The organism is Streptomyces sp. NPDC031100, from assembly GCF_055570785.1.
Genome location: NZ_JBVIGN010000004.1, coordinates 605,967 through 629,562 on the forward strand (window position 1 = coordinate 605,967; position 23,596 = coordinate 629,562).

Below are 23,596 nucleotides of genomic sequence, written 5' to 3' on the forward strand. Positions count from 1 at the left end.
ACGACCCATCCGGGTGTCCGCATGACGGACGGGGCATGTCATCCCCTGGGACGAGGAGTAGGGTGCCGACATGTCTCGCAGCATCAATCTCGCAGTGATCCCCGGTGACGGCATCGGGCAGGAGGTCGTGGCCGAGGGTCTGAAGGTCCTCTCCGCCGTCCTGCCGCAGGATGTGAAGCTGGAGACCAAGGAGTACGACTTCGGCGCGAAGCGCTACCACGCCACCGGTGAGACCCTCACCGACGCCGACCTCGCCTCCCTCAAGCAGCACGACGCCATCCTGCTCGGCGCCATCGGCGACCCGTCGGTCCCGTCCGGCGTGCTCGAGCGCGGCTTCCTGCTCAAGCTCCGCTTCGCCTTCGACCACCACGTCAACCTGCGGCCGTCGAAGCTGCTCCCCGGTGTCGCGACCCCGCTGGCCGGCCAGCCGGAGATCGACTTCGTCGTCGTCCGCGAAGGCACCGAGGGCCCCTACACGGGCAACGGCGGCACGATCCGCAAGGGCACCGAGCACGAGGTCGCCACCGAGGTCTCCGTCAACACGGCCTTCGGCGTCGAGCGCGTGGTCCGCGACGCCTTCGAGCGCGCCCAGGCCCGCCCCCGCAAGAAGCTCACGCTGGTCCACAAGAACAACGTGCTGACCTTCGCCGGGCACCTGTGGACGAACATCTTCACCAAGGTCGCCGCGGAGTACCCCGAGGTCGAGACCGACTACCTGCACGTCGACGCGGCCACCATCTTCCTGGTGACCCAGCCCGAGCGGTTCGACGTCATCGTCACCGACAACCTCTTCGGCGACATCATCACCGACCTCGCCGCGGCCGTCTCCGGCGGCATCGGCGTGGCCGCCTCCGGCAACATCAACCCGAGCCGCGAGTTCCCGTCCATGTTCGAGCCGGTCCACGGCTCGGCCCCGGACATCGCCGGCCAGGGCAAGGCCGACCCGACCGCCACGGTCCTGTCGGTCGCCCTGCTGCTGCGCCACCTCGGCTACGACGCCGAAGCCGACCGTATCGACGCGGCGGTCGCCACCGACCTCACCGAGCGCGCCGGAAAGCCGGCCCGCTCCACCTCCGAGATCGGCGACGCGCTCGCCGTACGCGTAGCCGGCTGACCCGCCGCTCTACACAGCAAGCCGCCGGGTCGCATCCGCACCCGGCGGCTTTTCCTATGCGGTCGTCGGGTGCCACCATCAACCCTGGGCCGCTTTCACCCCGATTCCCTTCCGGCCAGAGCCCCGCGCGATAATCGAACGCGGAGCCGCGGTATGAGGGAAAGCTCGGACGTCCTAGCAGTGGACGTGGATGCGGCCCGTCACTACACAACCGGTGAAGGACAACCACTCATGACGACGCCCACGATCGAGCTCAAGCCCTCCGCCCATCCGCTGGCCGCCGCGGAGCGGGAGGCGATCCTGGCCAGCCCCGGATTCGGCCGCCACTTCACCGACCACATGGTGACGATCAAGTGGACCGAGGGCCGCGGCTGGCACGACGGTCAGCTCGTTCCGTACGCGCCGATCCCCCTCGACCCGGCCACCAACGTCCTCCACTACGCCCAGGAGATCTTCGAGGGCCTGAAGGCCTACCGGCAGCCCGACGGCTCGGTCGCCACCTTCCGCCCCGACCAGAACGCCAAGCGCTTCCAGCGTTCCGCGCGCCGTCTCGCCATGCCGGAGCTGCCGGTCGAGACGTTCATCGAGGCCTGCGACGCCCTGGTCCGGCAGGACAAGGACTGGGTGCCCGCGCACGGCGGTGAGGAGTCCCTCTACCTGCGCCCGTTCATGATCGCGACCGAGGTCGGCCTCGGCGTCAAGCCCGCCAACGAGTACCTGTTCCTCGTCATCGCCTCCCCGGCCGGTGCCTACTTCCCGGGCGGCGTGAAGCCGGTCTCCATCTGGGCGTCCGAGGACCGCGTCCGCGCTGTCCCCGGCGGCATGGGCGACGCGAAGACGGGCGGCAACTACGCGGCCTCCCTGCTCGCCCAGGCCGAGGCCGCCGCCCAGGGCTGCGACCAGGTCTGCTACCTCGACGCGGTCGAGCACAAGTGGGTCGAGGAACTCGGCGGCATGAACCTGTACTTCGTGTACGGCAACAAGATCATCACGCCGACCCTGACCGGCTCCATCCTGGAGGGCGTCACCCGTGACTCCCTGCTGGCCGTCGCCCGCGACCTCGGCTACGAGTCCGAGGAGGGCCGCGTCTCCATCGACCAGTGGCAGGCCGACTCCGAGAACGGCACCCTCACCGAGGTCTTCGCCTGCGGCACCGCGGCCGTGATCACCCCGGTCGGCACGGTGAAGCGGAACGGTGTCGAGTGGAAGCAGAGCGGCGGAGAGCCCGGCGAGGTCACGCTCCGCCTGCGCCAGGCTCTCCTGGACATCCAGCGCGGCAGGTCGGAGGACCGGCACGGCTGGATGCACAAGATCGCCTAACGCTCGGCGCTCGCGCTCAGGGCCGCCTCGGACTGCACGTCCGCGGCGGCCCTGCCGCGTTCCGGGGCGAGCGTCAGCAGCAGGTACACCAGCCCGCCGACCGCGCCCGACAGCAGGAAGCTGCAGTCCACCCCGCCGGTGAGCCGCAGCAGCGGGCCCTCGTACGAGGGCAGGGACACCGCCAGCAGGCCGACCGCCGCGCCGGTCGCCCAGGACACGGTGGCCCGGACGTTCCAGCCGGCCTTGTACCAGTAGATCCCGCCCCGCGAGCGGCGGTTGAAGACCTGCAGGGCGTCGGCGTCGTACACGCCGCGGCAGCGGACGAAGCCGATGAGGGTGATGACCGCCCACGGGGTGCCGATCGCGGTGAGCAGCAGCACGAAGGACGTCATCGCGGACTGGGCGTTCCAGGCGTAGTGGCCGACGAAGACGCAGGCCGTGGCCACGACGGCGACCGTGTTGGTGGCGCGGGCGCGGGAGGCGCGGGGCAGGATCGCGTCCAGGTCCAGGCCCATGGAGTACAGCATCAGGCCCGCGTTGCCGACCGAGCCCGCGGAGGCGGCCAGCAGCAGCGGGACCAGGTACCAGGCGGGGGAGGCGGAGACGAGGGGGCCCGCGTAGTCCAGGGCCGCGTGGGCCGCGTACGCCGTGAAGGTGCCGAAGAGCTGCGGGACCAGCAGGCCGAGGATCAGGCCGAGCCAGGTGGCGTGCAGGACGCGGCGGCTGGAGTGGCGGGACGGGGAGATGTAGCGGGTGTAGTCGCCGAGCAGGGTGATGAAGGCGATCGGGCCGGACAGGCCGGCCGCCACCGCCGCCAGGAACCAGGTCGGCCAGAAGGAGCCCAGCAGATAGCCGCCCGTCTCCGGCAGCGCCGAGGTCGTGAAGTGCGGGGCGTAGGCGAAGATCCCGAGGACCAGCAGGGCCGTCATGCCGATGGCCAGCACCCGGGACATGGCGAGCAGCACCCGGTAGCCGTACACCGCGCCCGCGACCGTCGCCGCCGCGAGCAGCCCGTAGACGGCGGCGTACGACACCCCGTCCGCGGGCAGTCCGAACAGCCGGCCGAGCACGCCCAGCATCACGTCGCCGCCGATCCACACGGTCAGGGCGGTGTAGCCGAGGGCCAGCAGCAGGCCGACGACCGAGCCGACCAGCCGGCCCCGGACCCCGAACTGGGCGCCGGAGGAGGTGGACAGGTTGGTCGCGGTGCGCAGGGAGATCAGGGCCAGCGGCGCCGTCACGGCCGTACCGACCACCGTGCCCGCCACGATCGAGCTCACCGACGCCCACCAGCCGAGCCCGAAGGACGGCGGCAGCCAGCCGAAGATGATCACCCCGAGGCAGAGGTTGGAGCCGAGGAGGATCGAGACCAGGTCCCGTGGACCGCTGGTCCGCTCCTCGTCCGGGATGGTGTCGACACCGCGCTGTTCGATGGGCATGGCTGGGTCTCCTTCGACGTTCGCCTCTGTCGGTTTGAGCGGCGTTCAATGTGACCTGAACTGCGAACGTCAGTCAATGCTTCCGTTCCATGAAGAGTGCGTTTAGAGTGATGCTCAAACGTGTGGAAGGCAAGGAGGTGCCGCGTCGTGAGACTGACCCCCACGGAACGTGACCGGCTGCTGCTCTTCGGAGCCGCCGAGCTGGCCCGGGCCCGCCGGGCGCGCGGTCTCAGGCTCAACGTGCCGGAGGCCACCGCGCTGATCGCGGACACCGTCTGCGAGGCCGCGCGGGACGGCCGGCGGCTCGCGGAGGCCATCGAGGCGGCCCGGTCGGTCCTCGGCCCCGAGGACGTGCTGCCGGGCGTCGCCGACGTCGTCACCGAGGTGCACGTCGAGGCCGTCTTCGACGACGGCTCCCGGCTCGCGGTGGTCTCCGACCCGATCGGCGCCGGCTCGGGCGCGGAGGGCCCCGGTGCGCTGCTGCCGGGCCCTGAGCACCCCGAGCCCGAGCCGGCGCTCCGGCTCACGGTCACCAACACCGCGACCGTGCCGGTCTCCGTCACCTCCCACTTCCACTTCTTCGAGGCCAACCCGCGGCTGGACTTCGTACGCGAGAAGGCCTACGGCATGCGGCTCGCCGTACCCGCCGGGTCCTCCGTGCGGTTCGGGCCGGGGGAGAGCGCCGAGGTCGGGCTGGTCCCGATCGGCGGCGCCCGGATCGCGATCGGCTTCGCCGGTCTGGTCGACGGTCCGCTGGACGCGCCCGGAGCGAAGCAGGAGGCGCTGCGCAGGGCCGCCGCCTGCGGATATCTGGGAATCACGCACACGGTCACGCCGGAAGGAGGAGAACGATGAGCCGTTCCAAGGGACGCGAGATCGACGAGTCGATCCACATCGACCCCTACGCCTATGCCGCCACGCACGGCCCCCGCGCCGGCGACCGCATCCGGCTCGGCGACTCCGGCCTGGTCGTCCGGGTCGAGTCGGACTCCCAGAAGCACGGCGACGAGTTCCTCGCCGGGTTCGGCAAGACCGCCCGCGACGGGCTGCATCTGAAGGCCGCCGCCGTCCGCGAGACCTGTGACGTCGTGATCAGCAACGTCGTCGTGATCGACGCGGCGCAGGGCATCCGCAAGGTGTCCATCGGCATCCGTGAGGGACGCATCTGCGCCATCGGGCGGGCCGGGAACCCGGACACCCTCGACGGGGTCGACGTCGTCGTCGGCACGGGGACGTCCATCGTGTCCGGCGAGGGGCTCATCGCCACCGCCGGTTCCGTCGACACCCACGTCCACCTGCTGTCGCCGCGCATCATGGAGGCCTCCCTCGCCTCCGGCGTGACCACGATCATCGGGCAGGAGTTCGGCCCGGTGTGGGGCGTCGGCGTCAACTCGCCCTGGGCGCTCAAGCACGCCTTCAACGCCTTCGACGCCTGGCCGGTCAACATCGGCTTCCTGGGCCGGGGTTCGTCGTCACATCAGGCGCCGCTCATCGAAGCGTTGGCCGAGGGCGGGGCGAGTGGCTTCAAGGTGCACGAGGACATGGGCGCCCACACCCGTGCGCTGGATACGGCGTTGCGTGTCGCCGAAGAGCATGACGTCCAGGTCGCCCTGCACAGCGACGGCCTGAACGAGTGCCTGTCGGTCGAGGACACCCTGAAGGTGCTGGAGGGCCGCACGATCCACGCCTTCCACATCGAGGGCTGCGGCGGCGGACACGTCCCCAACGTGCTCAAGATGGCCGGCGTCCCGAACGTCATCGGCTCCTCCACCAACCCCACCCTGCCCTTCGGCCGGGACGCGGTCGCCGAGCACTACGGCATGATCGTCTCCGTCCACGACCTGAAGACCGACCTGCCCGGCGACGCGGCCATGGCCCGCGACCGCATCCGGGCCGGCACCATGGGCGCCGAGGACGTGCTGCACGACCTGGGCGCGATCGGCATCACCTCCTCCGACGCGCAGGGCATGGGCCGCGCGGGCGAGACGGTCCGCCGTACCTTCGCCATGGCCGGGAAGATGAAGGCCGAGCTGGGCCCGATGCAGGGCGACGGCGACGGCGACGACAACGCCCGCGTCCTGCGCTACATGGCCAAGCTGACCATCAACCCCGCCATCGCGCACGGCCTCGCCCACGAGGTCGGCTCGATCGAGGTCGGCAAGCTCGCCGACATCGTCCTGTGGCGCCCGGAGTACTTCGGCGCCAAGCCGCAGCTGGTCCTCAAGTCCGGCTTCCCGGCGTACGGCGTGGTCGGCGACCCGGGCGCGGCCACCGACACCTGCGAACCCCTCGTACTCGGCCCGCAGTTCGGCGCGCACGGCGCCACACCCGCCGACATCTCCGTCGCCTTCGTCGCCCAGGCCGCCGTGGACCAGGGGGGCGACAAGATGCCCACCCGGCGCCGAAGGGTCGCCGTGCGCGGCACCCGGGGCATCGGCCCGGCCGACCTGCGCCTGAACTCCCGTGTCGGAGCGGTCGACGTCGACCGGCGCACCGGCCTGGTCACCCTCGACGGCGACCCGCTGCGCTCCGGGCCCGCGGACTCCGTCTCCCTCAACCGCCTCTACTTCCTCTGACCCCCGGCCACAAGCCCCCTCGGACACAAGGACCCCGACAGATGACCACTCCCGCCGCCGACGGCTTCCGCATGCCCGCCGAGTGGACCCCGCACGAGCGCACCTGGATGGCGTGGCCGGGCCCCAACCCCACCTTCGACGACCCGGACGACCTCCGCCTGTCGCGCATGGCCTGGGCGTCGGTGGCCCGCGCCGTCCTCCGCTTCGAACCGGTGACGGTCGTGTGCGGCCCCGGCCAGTCGGCGCAGGCGCAGGCGCTCCTCGGGCCGGGCGTGGACACCGTCGAGCGCGAGCTGGACGACGCCTGGATGCGGGACATCGGCCCCACCTTCCTCACCAACGGCCAGGGCGAACTGGCCGCCGTGGACTGGACGTTCAACGGCTGGGGCGCCCAGGACTGGGCCCGCTGGGAGCACGACTCCAAGATCGCCGCATACGTCTCCGACCTCGCGGGCGCGAAGACGTACGCCTCGAAGCTGGTCAACGAGGGCGGCGCGATCCACGTCGACGGCGAGGGCACCGTGCTGCTCACCGAGACCGTGCAGCTCGGCCCCGAGCGCAACCCGGGCTGGACGAAGGAGCAGGTCGAGGCGGAGATCCACGCCCACCTCGGCACGAGCAAGGCGATCTGGCTGCCGCGCGGCCTCACCGGCGACTACCCTCCCCACGGCTTCGGCACCCTCGGCCACGTCGACATCGTCGCCGCCTTCGCCCGCCCGGGCGTAGTCGTCGCCCACCACCAGCCGAACCCGGCCCACCCCGACCACGAGGTCACCAAGGAGGTCATCGGCATCCTCAAGGCGGCGACCGACGCACGCGGCCGCGCCCTGGAGGTGGTCGAGGTGCCCGCCCCGACCGTCCTGGAGGCCGACGGCCACTGGGCCGACTACTCCTACATCAACCACTACATCTGCAACGGCGGAGTCGTCCTGTGCGGCTTCGACGACCCGCGCGACGAGATCGCCGCCGGGATCTTCCGCCGTCTCTTCCCGGAGCGGACGGTGACCCTGGTGGACGCCCGTACGATCTTCTCGGGTGGCGGTGGCATCCACTGCATCACCCAGCAGCAGCCGAAGGTCTGACACACACAGGAGCAGCAGATGGCCGGTGCGGCCCGTGCGCGCAGGAACGCGCCGCCGCGCGAGGAGGTTCTCGTCGCCGCCATGGACATGATCGCCGAGCGCGGTCTGGAGAAGCTCACCATGGCGGGGCTCGGCCGCGAGGTCGGGATGAGCAGCGGTCATCTGCTGTACTACTTCCGCTCCAAGGACGAGCTGCTGCTGCAGACCCTGGAGTGGAGCGAGGGCAGGCTCGGCGCCGAGCGCAGCCGCCTGCTCACCCGCCCGGGAACCGCCCGGGAGCGCCTGGAGGCGTACGTCGACCTGTACGTCCCGGACGGCCACCGCGACCCGCACTGGACGCTGTGGCTGGAGGTCTGGAACCGCTCGCAGAACGCCGACGACAATGCCCGCGAGCGGCAGGCCGCCATCGAGGGCGCCTGGCACCGCGACCTGGTCGCGCTGCTCGCCGAGGGCGTCTCGCGCGGGGAGTTCCGCCCGGTCGACGCCGACCGCTACGCGGCCCGGCTGCGCGCCCTGCTGGACGGGTTCTCCATCCATGTCGCCATCGGTCTGCGCGGCACGGACCGGGAGCAAGTGATCATCCACGTCCGGGAGTTCCTCGGGGAGACGCTCCTCACACCGGACGCCTGACGACCGCATCCTGAGACAGACGGTGAGCCAGGGGCAGCGCTGTGCGAGACTGCCCCCGTGCTCTCGTTCGCCATGATTATTGGCAGCAGGCGCGCCGGTCCGCAGTGACCACCACGTACGACCAGGTACGGGTGGCCACCGTCGTCCTCGACCCGCGCGCAGACCTCTCGCACCCGCGAGGGGTTTTTTCGTTTTCCGGCCCACCAACAGCCGGGGAGCGGAGCGCGAGGGAGTATTGGGGGGATGGTGGAGCCGGTCATTCCGGTAAGACCGAAGATCCACAATCAGGAGCCTTGAGACCATGACCGAGACGGCAACCAGCGAGCTCGACGACTCGTTCCACGTCTTCGACACCACGCTGCGCGACGGCGCGCAGCGCGAGGGCATCAACCTCACCGTCGCGGACAAGCTCGCCATCGCACGGCACCTGGACGACTTCGGCGTGGGCTTCATCGAAGGCGGCTGGCCCGGCGCGAACCCGCGGGACACCGAGTTCTTCGCCCGCGCCCAGCAGGAGATCGACTTCCGGCACGCCCAGCTGGTCGCCTTCGGCGCCACGCGCCGCGCCGGTGCCAAGGCCGCCGACGACCCGCAGGTCAACGCGCTCCTCGACTCCGGCGCCCCGGTGATCACGCTGGTCGCCAAGTCGCACGACCGGCATGTGGAGCTGGCGCTGCGCACCACGCTCGACGAGAACCTGGAGATGGTCCGGGACACCGTCTCCTACCTGCGCGAGCAGGGCCGCCGGGTGTTCGTGGACTGCGAGCACTTCTTCGACGGTTACCGCGCCAACCCGGAGTACGCCAAGGCGGTCGTCCGTACGGCCTCGGAGGCCGGCGCCGACGTCGTCATCCTCTGCGACACCAATGGCGGCATGCTCCCCGCCCAGGTCCAGGCGGTCGTTTCCACGGTCCTCGCCGACACCGGCGCCCGGCTCGGCATCCACGCCCAGGACGACACCGGCTGCGCGGTCGCGAACACGCTGGCCGCGGTGGACGCGGGGGCGACGCACGTCCAGTGCACGGCGAACGGCTACGGCGAGCGGGTGGGCAACGCCAATCTCTTCCCGGTCGTGGCGGCCCTGGAGCTGAAGTACGGCAAGAAGGTGCTGCCGGAGGGCTCGTTGCGCGAGATGACGCGGGTCTCCCACGCCATCGCCGAGGTCGTCAATCTGACCCCCTCCACGCACCAGCCGTACGTGGGCGTCTCGGCGTTCGCGCACAAGGCCGGCCTGCACGCCTCCGCGATCAAGGTCGACCCGGACCTGTACCAGCACATCGACCCCGAGCAGGTCGGCAACACCATGCGCATGCTGGTCTCCGACATGGCGGGCCGGGCGTCGGTGGAGCTCAAGGGCAAGGAGCTGGGCGTCGACCTCGGTGGCGACCGGGAGCTGGTCGGCCGGGTGGTCGAGCGGGTGAAGGAGCGCGAGCTCAAGGGCTACACGTACGAGGCAGCAGACGCTTCGTTCGAACTCCTGCTCCGAGCCGAGGTCGAGGGCAGGCCCCTGAAGTACTTCGACGTCGAGTCCTGGCGGGCCATCGTCGAGGACCGCCCCGACGGCACCCACGCCAACGAGGCCACGGTGAAGCTCTGGGCCAAGAGCGAGCGCATCGTGGCGACGGCGGAGGGCAACGGCCCGGTCAACGCCCTGGACCGGGCGCTGCGCGTCGCCCTGGAGAAGATCTACCCGCAGCTCGCCAAGCTGGAACTGGTGGACTACAAGGTCCGCATCCTGGAGGGCAAGCACGGCACGTCCTCCACCACCCGCGTCCTGATCTCCACCTCCGACGGCACGGGCGAATGGTCCACGGTCGGTGTGGCGGACAACGTCATCGCCGCGTCCTGGCAGGCCCTGGAGGACGCCTACACGTACGGTCTGCTGCGAGCCGGGGTCGAGCCGGCGGAGTAGACCCTCGCAGGCCTGTCAGGGGGCACGCCAGACGTTGTCGAAGGCGTCCTCCTCGATGCGCCGCCGCTGCCGTACGGCCTCCAGTTCCGCGAGGGCGTCGCCGACGGCGGCCAGGACGGTCTCCAGCGTGTCCGGGTCGGGGGCGGTGTCGGGGTCCGTCCGTTCGGCCGGCGGCGCCTCCTGGATGCCCAGGGCCGCCGCGAGGCTCACGAGGACGGGTTCGTGCGCGTTCCAGCGGTCGGTCGCGTGGCGCCAGGCGGGCGAGTCGGTGGGGGCGGTGCGCTCGGTGCGCCAGGGCAGCCAGTGGCGGTGCTTCCCGCCGCCCTGCCCCTCCGCCTCCAGGGCGTCGGCATAGGCCGAGGCCAGCCCGCGCCCCCGGCGCCACAGCCAGTCCTCGACGGACTCGTACGGTTCCTGCCGGACGAGCTCGGCCTGCGCCTCGTCCAGCAGCCGGTCACCGGTGACCTGCTCGGCTGAGGGGACCATGCGATCGCCCTGGAGGGTGAGGGCCCGGGCTTCGAGGAGGTCGAGCACCTCCGCTCCCGCGAGGGCGAGCGAGAGGTCCCCCTGCCCCACGGTCCGGGTGGACGGCACGTCCAGGGCGACGATCAACAAGTCCCGCGCTGTGGTCATGTCCGCACTCCAGGTCACAGACGTCAGCCGTGAGGCGCCCGGCGGCACACCGGTCCCCCTCATCGTCCCGCACCCACTCCACCACCGCCCCCCAGCACACGTCCCGGGCGAGCCTCCCGAACTCCCCCCTCCCCTCAGTTCAGGGAGTGTCTGTCCAGGCCTGCCTTTCGGCTCACCGAGTCGTCGCGCCCGCCCCCGGTTCGCCTGGCGTCTGTCCCGGCCTGCCTTTCGGCTCACCGAGTCGTCGCGCCCGCCCCCGGTTCGCCTGGCGTCTGTCCCGGCCCGCCTCTCGGCTCACCGACTCGCCGCGCCCGCCCCCGGTTCGCCGAGCGTCTGCCCCGGCCGGCTCCCGGCTCACCGAGTCGTCCCGCCCGCCCTCAGCTCACGGGCGGCCCCCGGCCCGCCCCCGCTCGCGGAGCGTCCGGTCCGCCCGGCCTCTCAGCCCGCCGAGCAGCCTCGCCCGCCCCGGATCACCGAGCGTCCGTCCCGCCCCGCCCCTAGCCCACCGAGTCGCCCCGGCCCGCCCCTCGGTCCACCGAGCGTTCGTCCGCCCACCCTCCAGCCGACCGAGTCGGGTGGTGGGTGGGCATAGGGCGGAGCCCCCTGGTGGTGGGGACGAGGGGCCGGGCCTTCCGGCAGAGTCCTACTGCAGCTTCCACTTCTGGTTGGCAGCCCCGGTGCACGACCAGATCTGCGCCCGAGCCCCGTTCGCCGACGAGTTGTCCGTGACGTCCAGGCACTTGTTCGCCGCCGTGTTCACCACATCACCCGTGGAGGCGTTGTACGACCACCGCTGCGCACCGGTTCCGTTGCAGTCGTACAGCTGCACCTTCGCCCCGTCCGCCGTCGACCCGGACGTCACGTCCAGGCACTTGCCGAGCGCCTGGACGGACCCGTCGGCCTGCACGGTCCACTTCTGTGCCGCGCTCCCGTTGCAGTCGTAGAGCTGCACCGCCGTACCGTTCGCGCTCGAACCGCCCGCCACATCGAGGCACTTGCCCGCGAGGCCCACGAAGGACCCGCTCTGCGCGGACCCGCCCGATTGCGTGCCGGACCAGGTGAAGGTCGCCGAGGTCTTGCCGGGCAGCGAGTAAGTGGCGTGCTGCGAACCCCAGTTGACGGTCAGCGTCCTGGCCGAGGAGGAGTCGTTGTACGCGATCAGCGCCTTGCTGCCGTCCGGATTGCGCCACGCCACGTTCGGCACGGCGGTCGATGCCGTGGACGCGATCCGCTGGGCGCCCGGTCGGACGAACTTCGTCAGATGGCCCATGTCGTAGTACTCGACCGTGTAGTCGACCGTCCCGCTCGCCCCGTCCCCGTTGTGCACGGTGATCAGCCCGGTGCAGGTGCCGCAACCCCCGTTGTGCGGGCCCATGTTCTGGTCCACCCCGAGCGACCACTTGGTCACCGACTTCGCCCAGTTGCGCGTGTAGTCGATGATGTTGGACATGTCCTCGCGCTGCTGGTCGGCGATCCAGGTGCCGCCGGAGTGCTCGGTGCCGAAGGCGTCCAGCGCCGGGTACTGGTTGTGCACGGACGTCTGCTTGGCGATGTCACCGCCGTAGCCGTGCCAGGCGATCCCGCCGAAGTTGGGGTGGGCGCGGACCGCCGCGTCGTCCACGGTCTGGGCCGCGTAGGAGTCGTAGACGTCCCAGTTCCAGTCGTGCGCCAGCACCTTCGTCGAAAGCCCCGCAGCCTGCAGCTTCGGCAGCAGCTCGCTCCTGGTGAAGTACGCCAGCCCGCTCGCGTTCCAGCTCATGGACGGGTACCCCGAACAGCACGTCGGCTCGTTCTGCGCGGTCACGTACGAGACGTTGATCCCCTGGTCGCGGTACGCCTGCAGGTACTTCACGAAGTACGAGGCGTACGCCCCGTAGTCCTCCGCCTTCAGCCAGCCGCCGTTCAGCGAGCCGCTGTCCTTCATCCAGGCCGGGGCGGTCCACGGCGAGGCCATCACGGTCAGGGACGGGTTGAGCCGGAGCGCCTGCCTCGTCAGCGGAACGACGTCGGCGAGGTCGTGCGCGATCGAGAAGTTCGCGAGCGAGGGATCCGTCTGACCGGCCGGCACGTCGTCGTACGTGTACCCGTACCGCGCCAGGTCCGAGGCGCCCATCGGATTGCGCAGGAACGACAGCCCGATGCCGTCCGTCGGCGAGAACAGCTTGCGCATGGTCGCGTCCCGCGTGGTCTGCGACAGCGCCCCGCTGCTGTTCATCAGCCAGGCCGCGGTGTCCGTGAAGGACGCGCCGCCGCCAGTGAAGGTCTGGTAGCGGGTGTTCTCGTCGACGGTGATGTTCTCGCCGCTGCCGCCGGTGCCGGACTGGAAGGCGAACGGCGTCTGGGCCTGGAGGCCCCGGACCACATGGCGGCCGCCGGTGTCGTCGGTGGTGGTCAGCCAGGCGGTGACCTGTTCGCCCGCGGCGTGTGCGGGGACGGTGGCCGCGGTGATGCCGACCGCGCAGAGCAGTCCGGCCGGCAGCAGCCGGAGCGCGCGGGGGGTTCTCGTCATGGATGCGTAGCCCTTCCTGACGGGACGTCTTGACGGGTCTGCGAGCGGTTAGTTAACTCACGGCGTGATCTAAGTCATGAGTGAACCGTGGGAGCCTGAGTGAACCAGAGAGTCGAGGGAAGGTCCATGCCAAGAACCGCCCTGCTCGTCTCCACCGCCCTGTTCGCCGCACTGCTGTCACCGGCCGTCTCGCGGGCCGCGGACGAACCCGCACCCACCCCGGTCGACCGCTTCGAAGGCGAGGTCCCCTTCGCCTCCCAGCCCGCCGAGGGCATCTTCACCTGGGGGAGCGACACCGACGACCCGCCGACCCTCCAACTGACCGACCGCTCCGACGCCCCCGAGGGCGCCAAGGTCCTCACCGGCAGCTACGACATCAGCGGCTACGGCGGCTTCACCCACGACTTCGCCGCCGGCGAACCCGCCCACGACTGGTCCGCCCACCGCGGCATCCGCTTCTGGTGGGACGGCCGGAACAACGGCAGGAAGATCGCCTTCGAGATCAAGGACGGCGGCACCAACGGCGAGGCCTCGGAGCTCTGGACGACCTCCTTCACCGACGACTTCACCGGCTGGAAGCAGATCGAGATCCCCTTCACCGACTTCGCCTACCGCACGGACTACCAGCCCGTCGGCGGTATCGACCACGTCCTGGGGCTGACGGGGATGTGGGGGTTTGGAACTGCTGCCAGTTGAGAACGCTTGGGCGCATGTGACGAGCATGAGTGAGTGCTGCGTCTGCCGCGCTCACGGCGTTGAGGGGAACGGGGGTTCTCGCATCGAATGCGTGACCTTTGCGGGACGGGCTCGTTGGGTGTGCTGACGGGTTCTTCGGCATTGGGCAGGGGGTTGGGGGATGGGCGGGCTGCGCGAACCTGGGCCGTCATTCGTTGCCCTCGGCCCGTCCGGCGTGGCCATCCGTACCCGGCTCAAGTACCTGACACCCGAGGGCGAGAAGGTGCTGCGGCTGGTCGGCGACCATCTCGGCACGCTGGCCAGGCGGGATCTGCGGGCCCGCTGTGCTGCCGGTCTGGAGCACGACACGGACTCGTGGGCGGGGCGCAAGCGGGCGCTGACCGAGGAGTCGTCCTCGCGCTGGGCCGGGTCGATCACGAAGGCGACGCACGACCAGTGGGCGCTGGCCCGGCGTGCCCAGGCTGCGCACCTCCAGGATCTTGAGGCGGGCGTGCGCACGATCGGGCACCGGCTGTCGCTGCTGGTGGGCGAGCCGGGGACCAAGCGGGCCCCGGGCGGGTACCGCTCCCGTCAGGAGTGGCATGCGAAGTCCTGGCGTTTGCATGTGCTTGCCGACCGGCTGGAGTGCGAGCGGGCCGACCGGGAGGTGGGGCGGGTGCGTGTGGTGCGGGGCGGCAAGCGGCTGCTGAACACCCGGCACCACCTCGAAGCCGCCGGGCTGAGCGAGGACGCCTGGCGCCGCCGCTGGGAAGCCGAGCGCCGGTTCCTGCAGGCGGACGGGGAGTCGGGCAAGCGGTTCGGGAACGAGACCATCCGCGTCACCCTGGACGGCGAGGTCAGCATCAAGCTCCCCGCCCCGCTCGCATATCTGGCGAACGCCCCGCATGGACGGTACGTGCTGGCCTGCCGCGTCGTCCTCCACCACAGGGGGCAGGAGTGGGCCGACCGCACCGCCGCCAACCGGGCCGTGGCGTACCGCATCCACGAAGACACCCAGCGCGGCCGCTGGTACCTGACCGCCTCCTGGCAGATCCCGCCGGTCAAGACCGTGCCCCTGACCCAGGTGCGCGCGGGCGGGCTGGTCGGCGTCGACATGAACGCCGACCATCTGGCCGCATGGCGGCTCGACGTCCACGGCAACCCGGTCGGCAAGCCGCACCGCTTCGACTACGACCTGTCCGGCACCGCCCAGCACCGCGACGCCCAGATCCGCCACGCCCTGATCGGGCTCCTGCACTGGGCCAAACGCCACGGCCTCGCCGTCGCCGTTGAGGATCTGGACTTCGCCGCGGAGAAGACGCGGGAGAAGCACGGGCGCCGCAAGCGGTTCCGCAAGCTCATCTCCGGCATGCCCATCGCCAGGCTGCGGGCACGGCTGGTGAGCATGGCCGCCGAACTCGGCATCACCATCGTCGCCGTCGACCCGGCCAACACCTCCAAGTGGGGCGCCCAGCACTGGCAAAAGCCCCTCACCACGAAGAACAGGAAGACCACTCGCCACGACGCGGCCGCCGTGGCGATCGGAAGGCGCGCCCTGGGGCATCCGATCCGGCGACGGACGGCACCGCCCCGCACCCACCAGAGCGATGGGTGCGGGCATCGGACCGTCCAGGCCGAACCGGGCGTCCCGGGGCGTGAGGGAACCCGCCCCCGTATCCCCGGACCACGGACACGATCCGTGCGCGCCGAATACGGAGCGAAAGCGGGTGACCAGTGTGCCCAACACCGTTCGGGGCACACGGCTGAGCACGCGTCCTGGCAACAGGACTCACTCCCGCTCAGTCTCTAGGAACGGTACGCCGTCACGCTCCCGGCTCAAGGGTCACTTCGCCGCAGACCATCGAGGTGCCCACCCTCGAGACAAGGCCGCCGAGTCGCCGAGACCATCCCGCTCAAGCTCACGGTGACCGGCGCCAAGGCCCCTGCCGAGACCCCGCCGACCCCCAGTTCCCCTACGACTGGGGCCTGACCACCCTCACCCACATCCCGCAGGGCGGCACGGCGAGCCTGCGCGCCCTGGCCCTGGCGGCGGCCGTGGCCGAGAAGGCGGGCGCCGACCGGACCGGACACGCGCTGGTCGCCGAGGCGCGGCTGATCGTCCAGCAGAAGGTGGGGCAGCGCATCACGGAGGCGGTGGCGAAGCCGTTCGCGGACGCGGACCATCTGCTGCTGACCGGCAGGTACGGCAAGGCGGTGCAGAAGCTGACGGAGGCGTACCGGGCCGCGGCCTGAGCCCTCCGCCTGCTCTGCGCACCTGCGCACCTGCCCCCATATGGGAGGTTTCGGGTAGCTTCGAAGAATGAAGGCCGTCCCGCGGACCCGAAGCCTCCCAGCCCTGCTGCTGGCCGCCCTCACGCTCGTGATCGTGACCGCGCTGACCCCTGGCGCGACGGCGGCCGGCAGCATCTCCACGATCGCCGAGGCCCTGCGCAAGAGCCCGGTCTACGTCGACCCGGCGGCCTCCGCCCAGCTGTCCGCCGCCGACGCCGGCACGCTGGCCAAACAGATCAAGGGCGCGAACAAGCCCCTGTTCATCGCCGTCCTGCCGGCCGGCTACCCCACCCGGAACCTCTTCACCGACCTGCGCACGGCCACCGGCGTCACCGGCCTGTACGCCATCCGCCTGGGCGACCGCTTCGACGCCCGCGCCGACTCCACGGTGCTCTCCCACAGCGCCGTGCAGAACCTCGTCACCAGCGTCCAGGGCGAGAGCGCCAAGACCCAGCTCACCGACTTCACCGACCGCGCCCTGGTCACCATGGGCGGCCACGCTCCCGCGTCCTGGGGCTCCTCCGGCACGGGCGGCGGAGTGTCCAGTACGGCACTGATCACCACGGCCGCGGTGCTGGTGGCCGGCGGCGCGGGCGCCTACGCCCTGGTCCGCCGCAACCGCCGCCGCCACGCCGAGGAGCAGCGGGCCGCCCTGGACCGGCTGCGGGTGGTCGTGGACGAGGACATCACCGCCTTCGGCGAGGAACTCGACCGGCTGGACTTCCACCCGGCCGAGCCGGGCGCCGACGACGCCATGCGCGCCGACTACGAGCGGGCCCTGGACGCCTACGAGAAGGCCAAGCAGTACATGGCCGAGGCCCGGAAACCCGAGGACGTCCGCCCGGTCACCGAGGCGCTGGAGGACGGCCGCTTCTCCCTCGCCCAACTGGCCGCCCGCCGCGCGGGACGGCCCCTCCCGGAGCGTCGCCCGCCCTGCTTCTTCGACCCGCGCCACGGCCCTTCCGTCACCGACGCCGCCTGGACCCCGCCCGGCGGCGCCCCCCGCGAGGTCCCGGTCTGCGCGGCCGACGCCACCCGTCTGGCCGACGGCCGGGACCCGGTGATCCGCGAGGTCGACACCGACTACGGCCGCCGCCCCTACTGGGACGCGGGCCCCGCCTACGGCCCCTGGGCGGGCGGCTACTTCGGCGGCGGCATCCTGCCCGGCCTGCTCGTCGGCACCCTGCTCGGCAGCGTGATGGCCACACCGTCGTACGCGGCCGACTACGGCAGCGGTTACGGCGACTTCGGCGGAGGCTACGAGGGCGGCGACGTGTCCGGCGCAGACTTCGACCCCGGGGACTTCGGGGGCGGATTCGGCGACGGTGGGGGCTTCGACGGCGGCGGGGACGGGGGAGGGGACTTCGGCGGGGGGTTCTGAGCCCGTCAGTTGTGCTGCATGGGCACGTTCATGGTGCCCAGCCGCTCCATCACCTCCGCCGCCAGCGCCAGCACCCCCCGCTCCGTCTCGCCGAGCGCCCCGAGCGCCTCGGCCAGCCAGGCGTCCCGCTCGGCCATGTCCCGCTCCAGCGCCCGCCGCCCCGGCTCGGTGAGCGTGAGCACGGCCTGCCGCCGGTCCACCGTGCCCGCCTCCCGCACGATCAGCCCCTCGGCCTCCAGTTCCGCGAAGACCCGGGTGAGCGACTGCGGCCGCTGCCGCTCCTCAGCCGCGATCTCACCGGGCGTGGCCGCACCGTGCCGGTGCAGATACCCGAGCACCGCGAGCTGATTGGGACTGAGACTCCCGTCCCCGCGCTCCTGCCGCAGCCGCCGGTTCAGCCGGACGACGGCCCGCCGGAGCCGGGCGGCTTCAGAAAGGTGATCCATACCAAGACATGGTACGCATCTTCTTACTACTCTGCTGCAAGTCTCCCGATAATCTGGCCGTGTGGCCAACAAACTGATACGCAACGCGTATGAAGCCGCTACGGCGATGATCGCCACCCTGCTCTCCTGGTCGATCGCCCTGTGGCTGGAGGGCGCGGCCGGGCTGCACACGGACTCGGTCGTCCTCGCTGTGGCCCTGACCCTCATGCTCGCCCGGAGCCGGCGGACGGCGGACACCCGGGGCCGCCTGACGGCACTGGCGCTGCTCCCGGCGGTGTCGGCGGCCTGCACCCTGCTGGGCCGGCTGATCGCCACCGACTACTGGCTGGGCGCGGCCGTCTTCACCGCGGGAATCTCTCTGGCGATCTGGATCCGCCGCTATGGCCCCGCCGCCACCAAGGCCGGCACGGTGGCCACCCTCCCGCTGGTGACGCTCCTGGTGGTCCCGGGCCCTGCTTTGCCGCCCAAGGTGCAGGGGCAGTTGGTGAGTTGGGCATGGTCGGCGCTCATCGGCGTACTGGCGTGGGCGAGCGTGTGGCTGGTGCAGGCGGTGGCCGACCGGTACGGCCCCTGGCCGGCCGAAGTCGACCCGGGCACCCCGCGCCGGCCCTCCCGGCTGCGCCCGCGCCCCAGCACCCGCATGGCCGTCCAGATGGCGGCCGCGGTGGCCGCCGCCTTCGCGCTCGGCCGGATTCTCTACGACGACCACTGGCCCTGGCTGGTCCTGACGGCGTACGTCGTGGCGAGCGGCAACCGCGGCCGAACCGACGTACTGCGCAAGGGAGTCGAGCGCCTCCTGGGCGCCTGCGCCGGCACCGTGCTCGCCACGGGTGTGGCGACGGCGGGCATCGCGGGGCACACGGCGATGGTCGTGCTGTTCGCCGTGCTGGCCGTGGCCCTGTGGCTCCGACCGCTCAACTACGCCTACTGGGCGGCCGGCATGACCACGGCCCTCTCGCTCCTCTTCGGCTACTTCGGCCAGGACGCGCAGAGCCTGCTGCCCACCCGCCTGGCCGCGATCGCCGTCGGCGCGGTGCTCGCGGTGGCGTCGGCGTGGTGGCTGCTGCCCGTACCACGCCGACGCACCTGACCGAGAGAGCGGCTACAGCCCCTGGAACGCGTCCGTGCGCGCGGTCCCGTCCCAGCCGCCCGCCGGGGCCGGCAGTCTGTAGAGCGCGGCCACCGTCGGCGCCACGTCCACTGTGCGGGCGGGGGCGTCGCTCACGGCCCGGGTACGGACGACGCTCGCGCCGCCGGTGACGAAGAACGGGATCGGCAGCGTGGCCGGGTGGCCGTGGTTGCCCGGGATCGGGTTGGAGGTCACCGCCGGGTCGGAGAAGCGGTACCCGGCCCGCACATACGCCACCAGGTCACCGGCCTCCTTACCGAGCCGCAACTCGGCCGGGGTGTGCACGGACAGCACGCCCTCCTGCGCCAGGGTGATCCGCCGCATCAGGTCGACGGCCTGGGCGCGGTCGGCCGCAGCGCCCCGCCAGTAGAGCAGGTCGGCGCCGCCGTTCTGCGCGATGGTCACCTTGCCCTTGAGCAGCGGCTCGGCGTCGAAAGGGGACTGGAGCGAGACCACGTTGGTGGGCACCGACCAGTCCATGGAGTGGTCGGCGAGGACGATGACGACACTGTTCGCCCAGCGCCCGGTGTCCTTGAGGTGGTCGATCACCCGCCCGATCTGGACGTCCGTGTCGGCGAGCGCGGTCTTGCGGGCCAGCTCCAGCGTCGTACCGGTGATGTCGGAGTGGCCGACGCGGTCGACGTCGCCGAAGTTCACGAACATCACGTCTGGGTCGGCGTGGTCGATCATCGTGATGGCGGCGTCGGCGGTGTACTTGTCCGGCGCGTGGTTGGTCACCGGGACCAGCGGCTCCGGCTTCCACTGGTAGTCGGCGCGGGTGCCGAAGATCCCGTACAGGTACCTCTTCGAGAGGACCGTGCCGCTGGTGAGGTTCTGCTTGCGCAGCAGCTCGAAGAGTGTGGTGGCCTTCAGGTCGGTGGGCCGGTCCATGTCGCGGACGACGTCGTTCGCCACGTCGTAGAAGCTGTTGGCGGGCACGCCGGACCGGTCCGGCCGCACACCGGTCATCATCATCACGTGGTTGGGGATGGTCTCCATCACCGGCAGCGACTGGGCGCCCGGGTACTGCGTACCGGCGTCGCGCAGCGCGGAGATGCGCGGCATGAGCACCGGCGTGATCTCGTCGGGGCGGCAGCCGTCGACGACGAGGACGTACGTGTGCCGCTTCGGCTCGGCGGCACCGGCGGTCAGGGCGCCGTATCCGGCGGCGGCGACGATGGCGCCGCCCGTGCCGCCCGCGATGGTGGCGAGCAGCTTGCGGCGGGACATGAGGGGTTGGGCATGACGGGACAAGGAGAACTCCAGGTCAGTCGGCGAGGGGGGTGTCGGCGGGGGAGACGCGGTTGCTGCCGGCCAGGACCTGGTAGCCGGTGGCGCGGTGCGCGGTGGCGTTCGGGTCGGTGCGGTCGCTGACGTAGACCCAGTCCATCTGGACGTGCTGCGGGGTGACTTCGAGCAGCGCGTAGCCGTGGGAGTCGAACTCCAGGTATTTCACATGCCGGTTGGAGGCCTTGAAGGCGTCCTCGACGAGGATGGAGGTGGTGCGGGGCGCACTGTGGGTGATCTCGTCGAGGTTGTCGGAGGTGACGGACGTGCCGACGAGTTCGACGGCGACGGAGGGGGAGGCGAGGGGGTAGGTCCCCGCGTCGAGGGGCAGGTCGCAGGCCCAGGAGGAGTGGATGTCGCCGGTGAGGAAGACGGCGTTGTCGATGCCGTTGCGGTCGATGTGGGTGAGGAGCTCCCGCCGATCGGCGGTGTAGCCGTCCCACTGGTCCACGTTGTACGGCACACCGTCGGGCGGCAGCAGCCCGGTCACGTCGGCGAGCGGCCGGCTGATCGCGGTGGGCAGCGGCGGGAACACGACCGGTGTGATCATCACCGGGTTGCCGATCAGCTTCCACTTGGCCTTGCTGGTGGCGAGCCCGTCCTTCAGCCACTCCATCTGGGCGTCCCCGGTGATGGTGCGGTTCGGGTCGTCGACGTCGCCGAGATGGTCGTACGACACCTGCTTGCTGCGGTAGCTGCGCAGATCGAGCATGGACAGCTCGGCGAGGGAGCCGAAGCAGAGCCGCCGGTAGATGCGGCGCGGATCGGGCTCGCGCACGGGCATCCACTCGCCCCAGGCCTGCCGGGCGTGCGCCTTGCGGTCCGCCCAGCTGCCCTCCATGCCCTCGGTGTGGTTCTCGGCGCCGCCGTCGTAGGCGTCGTTGGCCATCTCGTGGTCGTCCCACGTGACGATGAACGGGACGGCGGCGTGCAGCTTTTGCAGGTCGGGGTCGGTCTTGTACTGGGCGTGCCGCTGCCGGTAGTCGGCCAGCGAGATCATCTCGTGCGGCGGCAAGTGCCCGCGCCCGATGTCCGGACCCGGCCCGTACTCGCCGTTGCCGTACTCGTAGACGTAGTCGCCGAGGTGCAGGACCGCGTCCAGACCGCTGCGGTCGGCGAGGTGCCGGTAGGCGGAGAAAAATCCCCCCATGTAGTTGGCGCAGGAGACGATCCCGAAGCGGAGGGAGGCGACGGGGTCCGTGGCGGCGGGCGCGGTGCGGGTACGGCCGACCGGGGAGGTCTGGCCGCCGTACCGGAACCGGTACCAGTGGTCGGTGCGGGCGGCGAGACCGGGGACGTCGACCTTGACGGTGTGGTCGCGGTCCGGAGACGCGGTGACGGCCCCCTTCTTCACGATCCGCTTGAAGGCCGAGTCCGTGGAGATCTCCCACTGCACGTTCACCGTGGGGCCGACCCCGGAGCCCGGCTGGGCGTCCTCGGTCGGGGTGACCCGCGTCCACAGGACGACGGCGTCGGGGAGGGGGTCACCGGAGGCGACGCCGTGCCGGAAGGGGGAGCCGGTGGGGGCGGCGGTGGTGCCGAGAGCGGACGGCACGACCTGGGTCGCGGCGACCCCGGCAGCGGTGACACCGGTCGCGGCGAGGAAGCGGCGGCGGTTCAGCGGGCGGCGTCGGTGGGAGGGGGACGGGGGGAATGACATGCTCCGCTTCTTAGGCGGGGCAGGTGACGCACAAGTGACCCAGAGGTAACTTACGGGCTGGCGGGGCCGGAGTGTGACCCGGTCGACATGGCCCGCAGCTCACGACGCATGACGCTTGACGACCGGCTGCCACCGGGCGGCGTAACGCTCACCGGCGGCATGCCACCAGGCGGGCGGGGAGGGGCCGTCCACGACCGACGTCGGCTGATCGGGATGCAGACCGAGCCGCCGCAGCGCACCAGCGTCGACGTTCACACCGAGCGTGCCGTGCCAGTGCCCGTCGTCGCCCCGCCGGCACATGAGGTCGATCCGCAGCTCTTCCTCTGCGAACGGCCACCAGTCGATACCGCGCTCACGCAGTCAACCGAGGAGGAAACGACCAGGGTTGGGACGCCCCGGCACGTTCTCGTACGAGGCTATGTAGACCCATTCAACTTCAGCAGGCGATGCCGTCAAGGAACTTGCTCCAAGTGGTGGGGGAGAGGGTGATGATGGGGCCGGTGGGGTTCTTGGAGTCGCGGATGTGGACCGTACTCGGGGTGGGTGCGACCTCGACGCAGTCGCCGCCCTGGCTGCCGCTGTAGCTGGACTTGAACCACGCCAATGCTGCGGTGTTCATGACTCTCCTAGCAGTCCGTTCAAGAGGCGCACGCTCTCGTCGGGTGAGAGGGCCTGTGACCGCAGCATTCCATACTGGAGGTGATAGTCGCTGATCTCATCGGGATCATCGACGAGAAAGCTGGCGCGCTGCACCTCAAGGTAGATCAGACGCTCGTACTCGGGTGTCTCGAGCAGCACCATGGGGCCGTCGAGACAAGCGTGCGGCGTCCGGTTCTCGGGCATGATCTGGAAGCTCATGTGGGCGGGTTCGGTGTACTCAAGAATCTGACGAATCTGCTCTCGCATGACCTCCGTACCGCCGACCTCCCGCCGCAGGATGCTCTCCTCCAGAACGAAGTGGCCCACGGGCGGCCGATCCCGTTGCCAGATCAACTGCCGTTCCATGCGGGCATTCACCCACTGCTCGGCAGTCTCGCTCCCGAGAGCCGGATAGCGGTAGTCGAAAACCGCACGACAGTAGTCCCTGGTCTGAAGGAGACCCGGAACCACCAGGCTCTGGTACGACAGGATGCTCACCGCCTCCTGCTCGTGATCGACCAGCCCCTGCGCGAACTGAACGATCCGCTCCCGCACTGGCAGCTTCGCCACCAGCACCGCCAACACCCCACCGGTCCCCAGTAGTTCATCGAACTGCTCGGCCCGATCCGGCTGAAGCGCCAACCTCCCCTGCTCGATCGACCCCACCGTGTCCACGTGGATGGCCGCCAACTCGGCGAACTGCTCCTGCGTGAACCGGGCCTGTTTCCGGCAGTGCGCCAGCACCGCTCCGACGGCCTGCCACGATCCGACCTTCTTGGGCTTCTTCGCCACGTACATGGCTGTCCCTTTCCCCTGCGCGCACCCCGAGTCCTCGTAGTGGAGTCGTAGCAATCAGAACTACGACTTCACAC

At 70.9% G+C, this 23,596-nt stretch carries 19 protein-coding genes and 2 pseudogenes; 12 read left to right on the forward strand and 9 right to left on the reverse strand.

Going from position 1 to position 23,596, the window contains the following annotated elements; genetic code table 11:
* Positions 1-70: 70 nt before the first annotated feature.
* Both ACZ5DS_RS14665 and ACZ5DS_RS14670 read left to right on the forward strand, forming a co-directional pair.
* The gene (locus tag ACZ5DS_RS14665; protein ID WP_468237684.1) at positions 71-1,114 is read left to right on the forward strand and encodes a 3-isopropylmalate dehydrogenase; all 1,044 of its coding nucleotides are present in this window, start codon (positions 71-73) and stop codon (positions 1,112-1,114) included.
* 231 nt (positions 1,115-1,345) lie between these two features.
* Positions 1,346-2,434, forward strand: coding sequence for a branched-chain amino acid aminotransferase (locus ACZ5DS_RS14670; protein ID WP_468237686.1), 1,089 nt, complete (start codon positions 1,346-1,348; stop codon positions 2,432-2,434).
* Here the strand turns inward: ACZ5DS_RS14670 and ACZ5DS_RS14675 are convergent.
* The gene (locus ACZ5DS_RS14675) at positions 2,431-3,873 is read right to left on the reverse strand and encodes a cytosine permease (protein WP_468237689.1); all 1,443 of its coding nucleotides are present in this window, start codon (positions 3,871-3,873) and stop codon (positions 2,431-2,433) included. The genes ACZ5DS_RS14670 and ACZ5DS_RS14675 overlap by 4 nt on opposite strands.
* A gap of 147 nt (positions 3,874-4,020) precedes the next feature.
* On the opposite strand from ACZ5DS_RS14675, the gene ureA reads away from it, so the two are divergent.
* The 5 genes from ureA to cimA all read left to right on the forward strand — a co-directional run bounded on the left by ureA (position 4,021) and on the right by cimA (position 10,073).
* On the forward strand, positions 4,021-4,728 hold the full coding sequence (gene ureA, locus ACZ5DS_RS14680; RefSeq protein WP_468237692.1) for an urease subunit gamma: 708 nt from the start codon (positions 4,021-4,023) through the stop codon (positions 4,726-4,728).
* Positions 4,725-6,449: an urease subunit alpha gene (locus tag ACZ5DS_RS14685; RefSeq protein ID WP_468237695.1), complete on the forward strand. Its 1,725-nt coding sequence runs from the start codon at positions 4,725-4,727 to the stop codon at positions 6,447-6,449. The genes ureA and ACZ5DS_RS14685 overlap by 4 nt, the downstream gene beginning before the upstream one ends.
* Before the next feature lie 41 nt (positions 6,450-6,490).
* Complete coding sequence (locus tag ACZ5DS_RS14690; RefSeq protein ID WP_468237697.1) at positions 6,491-7,531, forward strand: agmatine deiminase family protein; 1,041 nt, start codon at positions 6,491-6,493, stop codon at positions 7,529-7,531.
* Between the two features lie 18 nt (positions 7,532-7,549).
* A complete protein-coding gene (locus ACZ5DS_RS14695; protein WP_468237700.1) occupies positions 7,550-8,161 on the forward strand; it encodes a TetR/AcrR family transcriptional regulator in 612 nt (203 codons plus the stop codon).
* A 301-nt stretch (positions 8,162-8,462) separates the two neighbouring features.
* Positions 8,463-10,073: a citramalate synthase gene (cimA, locus tag ACZ5DS_RS14700; RefSeq protein ID WP_468237702.1), complete on the forward strand. Its 1,611-nt coding sequence runs from the start codon at positions 8,463-8,465 to the stop codon at positions 10,071-10,073.
* 15 nt (positions 10,074-10,088) lie between these two features.
* Here cimA and ACZ5DS_RS14705 read toward each other — a convergent pair whose 3' ends face one another.
* Positions 10,089-10,706, reverse strand: coding sequence for a GOLPH3/VPS74 family protein (locus tag ACZ5DS_RS14705; protein WP_468237705.1), 618 nt, complete (start codon positions 10,704-10,706; stop codon positions 10,089-10,091).
* 643 nt (positions 10,707-11,349) lie between these two features.
* Positions 11,350-13,215, reverse strand: a complete 1,866-nt coding sequence (locus ACZ5DS_RS14710) for a ricin-type beta-trefoil lectin domain protein (RefSeq protein ID WP_468237707.1) — start codon at positions 13,213-13,215, stop codon at positions 11,350-11,352.
* A 126-nt stretch (positions 13,216-13,341) separates the two neighbouring features.
* Here ACZ5DS_RS14710 and ACZ5DS_RS14715 point away from each other — a divergent pair.
* From ACZ5DS_RS14715 to ACZ5DS_RS14730, 4 genes and pseudogenes are all read left to right on the forward strand, one after another.
* Positions 13,342-13,893 (forward strand): annotated as a pseudogene (locus ACZ5DS_RS14715) (carbohydrate binding domain-containing protein); the annotation flags it as partial.
* 178 nt (positions 13,894-14,071) lie between these two features.
* Positions 14,072-15,700 (forward strand): nuclease/transposase family protein, encoded by a 1,629-nt coding sequence (locus ACZ5DS_RS14720; protein WP_468237710.1) that lies wholly within the window; start codon positions 14,072-14,074, stop codon positions 15,698-15,700.
* Between the two features lie 149 nt (positions 15,701-15,849).
* A pseudogene (locus ACZ5DS_RS14725) lies at positions 15,850-16,143 on the forward strand (hypothetical protein); the annotation flags it as partial.
* A 67-nt stretch (positions 16,144-16,210) separates the two neighbouring features.
* Complete coding sequence (locus ACZ5DS_RS14730; RefSeq protein ID WP_468237712.1) at positions 16,211-17,563, forward strand: hypothetical protein; 1,353 nt, start codon at positions 16,211-16,213, stop codon at positions 17,561-17,563.
* Positions 17,564-17,568: 5 nt separating this feature from the next.
* On the opposite strand, the gene ACZ5DS_RS14735 is transcribed toward ACZ5DS_RS14730, so the two are convergent.
* Complete coding sequence (locus tag ACZ5DS_RS14735) at positions 17,569-18,009, reverse strand: MarR family winged helix-turn-helix transcriptional regulator (protein WP_468237715.1); 441 nt, start codon at positions 18,007-18,009, stop codon at positions 17,569-17,571.
* A 61-nt stretch (positions 18,010-18,070) separates the two neighbouring features.
* Here ACZ5DS_RS14735 and ACZ5DS_RS14740 point away from each other — a divergent pair, with 61 nt between their 5' ends.
* Positions 18,071-19,099, forward strand: coding sequence for an FUSC family protein (locus tag ACZ5DS_RS14740; RefSeq protein WP_468237717.1), 1,029 nt, complete (start codon positions 18,071-18,073; stop codon positions 19,097-19,099).
* Positions 19,100-19,111: 12 nt separating this feature from the next.
* Here ACZ5DS_RS14740 and ACZ5DS_RS14745 read toward each other — a convergent pair whose 3' ends face one another.
* The 5 genes from ACZ5DS_RS14745 to ACZ5DS_RS14765 form a co-directional block, all read right to left on the reverse strand.
* The gene (locus ACZ5DS_RS14745; protein WP_468237720.1) at positions 19,112-20,368 is read right to left on the reverse strand and encodes an alkaline phosphatase family protein; all 1,257 of its coding nucleotides are present in this window, start codon (positions 20,366-20,368) and stop codon (positions 19,112-19,114) included.
* A 37-nt stretch (positions 20,369-20,405) separates the two neighbouring features.
* The gene (locus ACZ5DS_RS14750; RefSeq protein ID WP_468237723.1) at positions 20,406-22,085 is read right to left on the reverse strand and encodes an alkaline phosphatase D family protein; all 1,680 of its coding nucleotides are present in this window, start codon (positions 22,083-22,085) and stop codon (positions 20,406-20,408) included.
* Positions 22,086-22,184: 99 nt separating this feature from the next.
* Positions 22,185-22,385 carry a hypothetical protein gene (locus ACZ5DS_RS14755; protein ID WP_468237725.1) on the reverse strand — a complete coding sequence of 67 codons (201 nt, stop codon included), beginning with the start codon at positions 22,383-22,385 and terminating at the stop codon, positions 22,185-22,187.
* Between the two features lie 136 nt (positions 22,386-22,521).
* Positions 22,522-22,704, reverse strand: coding sequence for a DUF397 domain-containing protein (locus tag ACZ5DS_RS14760; RefSeq protein WP_468237728.1), 183 nt, complete (start codon positions 22,702-22,704; stop codon positions 22,522-22,524).
* Positions 22,701-23,522: a helix-turn-helix domain-containing protein gene (locus ACZ5DS_RS14765; RefSeq protein ID WP_468237731.1), complete on the reverse strand. Its 822-nt coding sequence runs from the start codon at positions 23,520-23,522 to the stop codon at positions 22,701-22,703. The genes ACZ5DS_RS14760 and ACZ5DS_RS14765 overlap by 4 nt, the downstream gene beginning before the upstream one ends.
* Positions 23,523-23,596 lie beyond the last annotated feature (74 nt).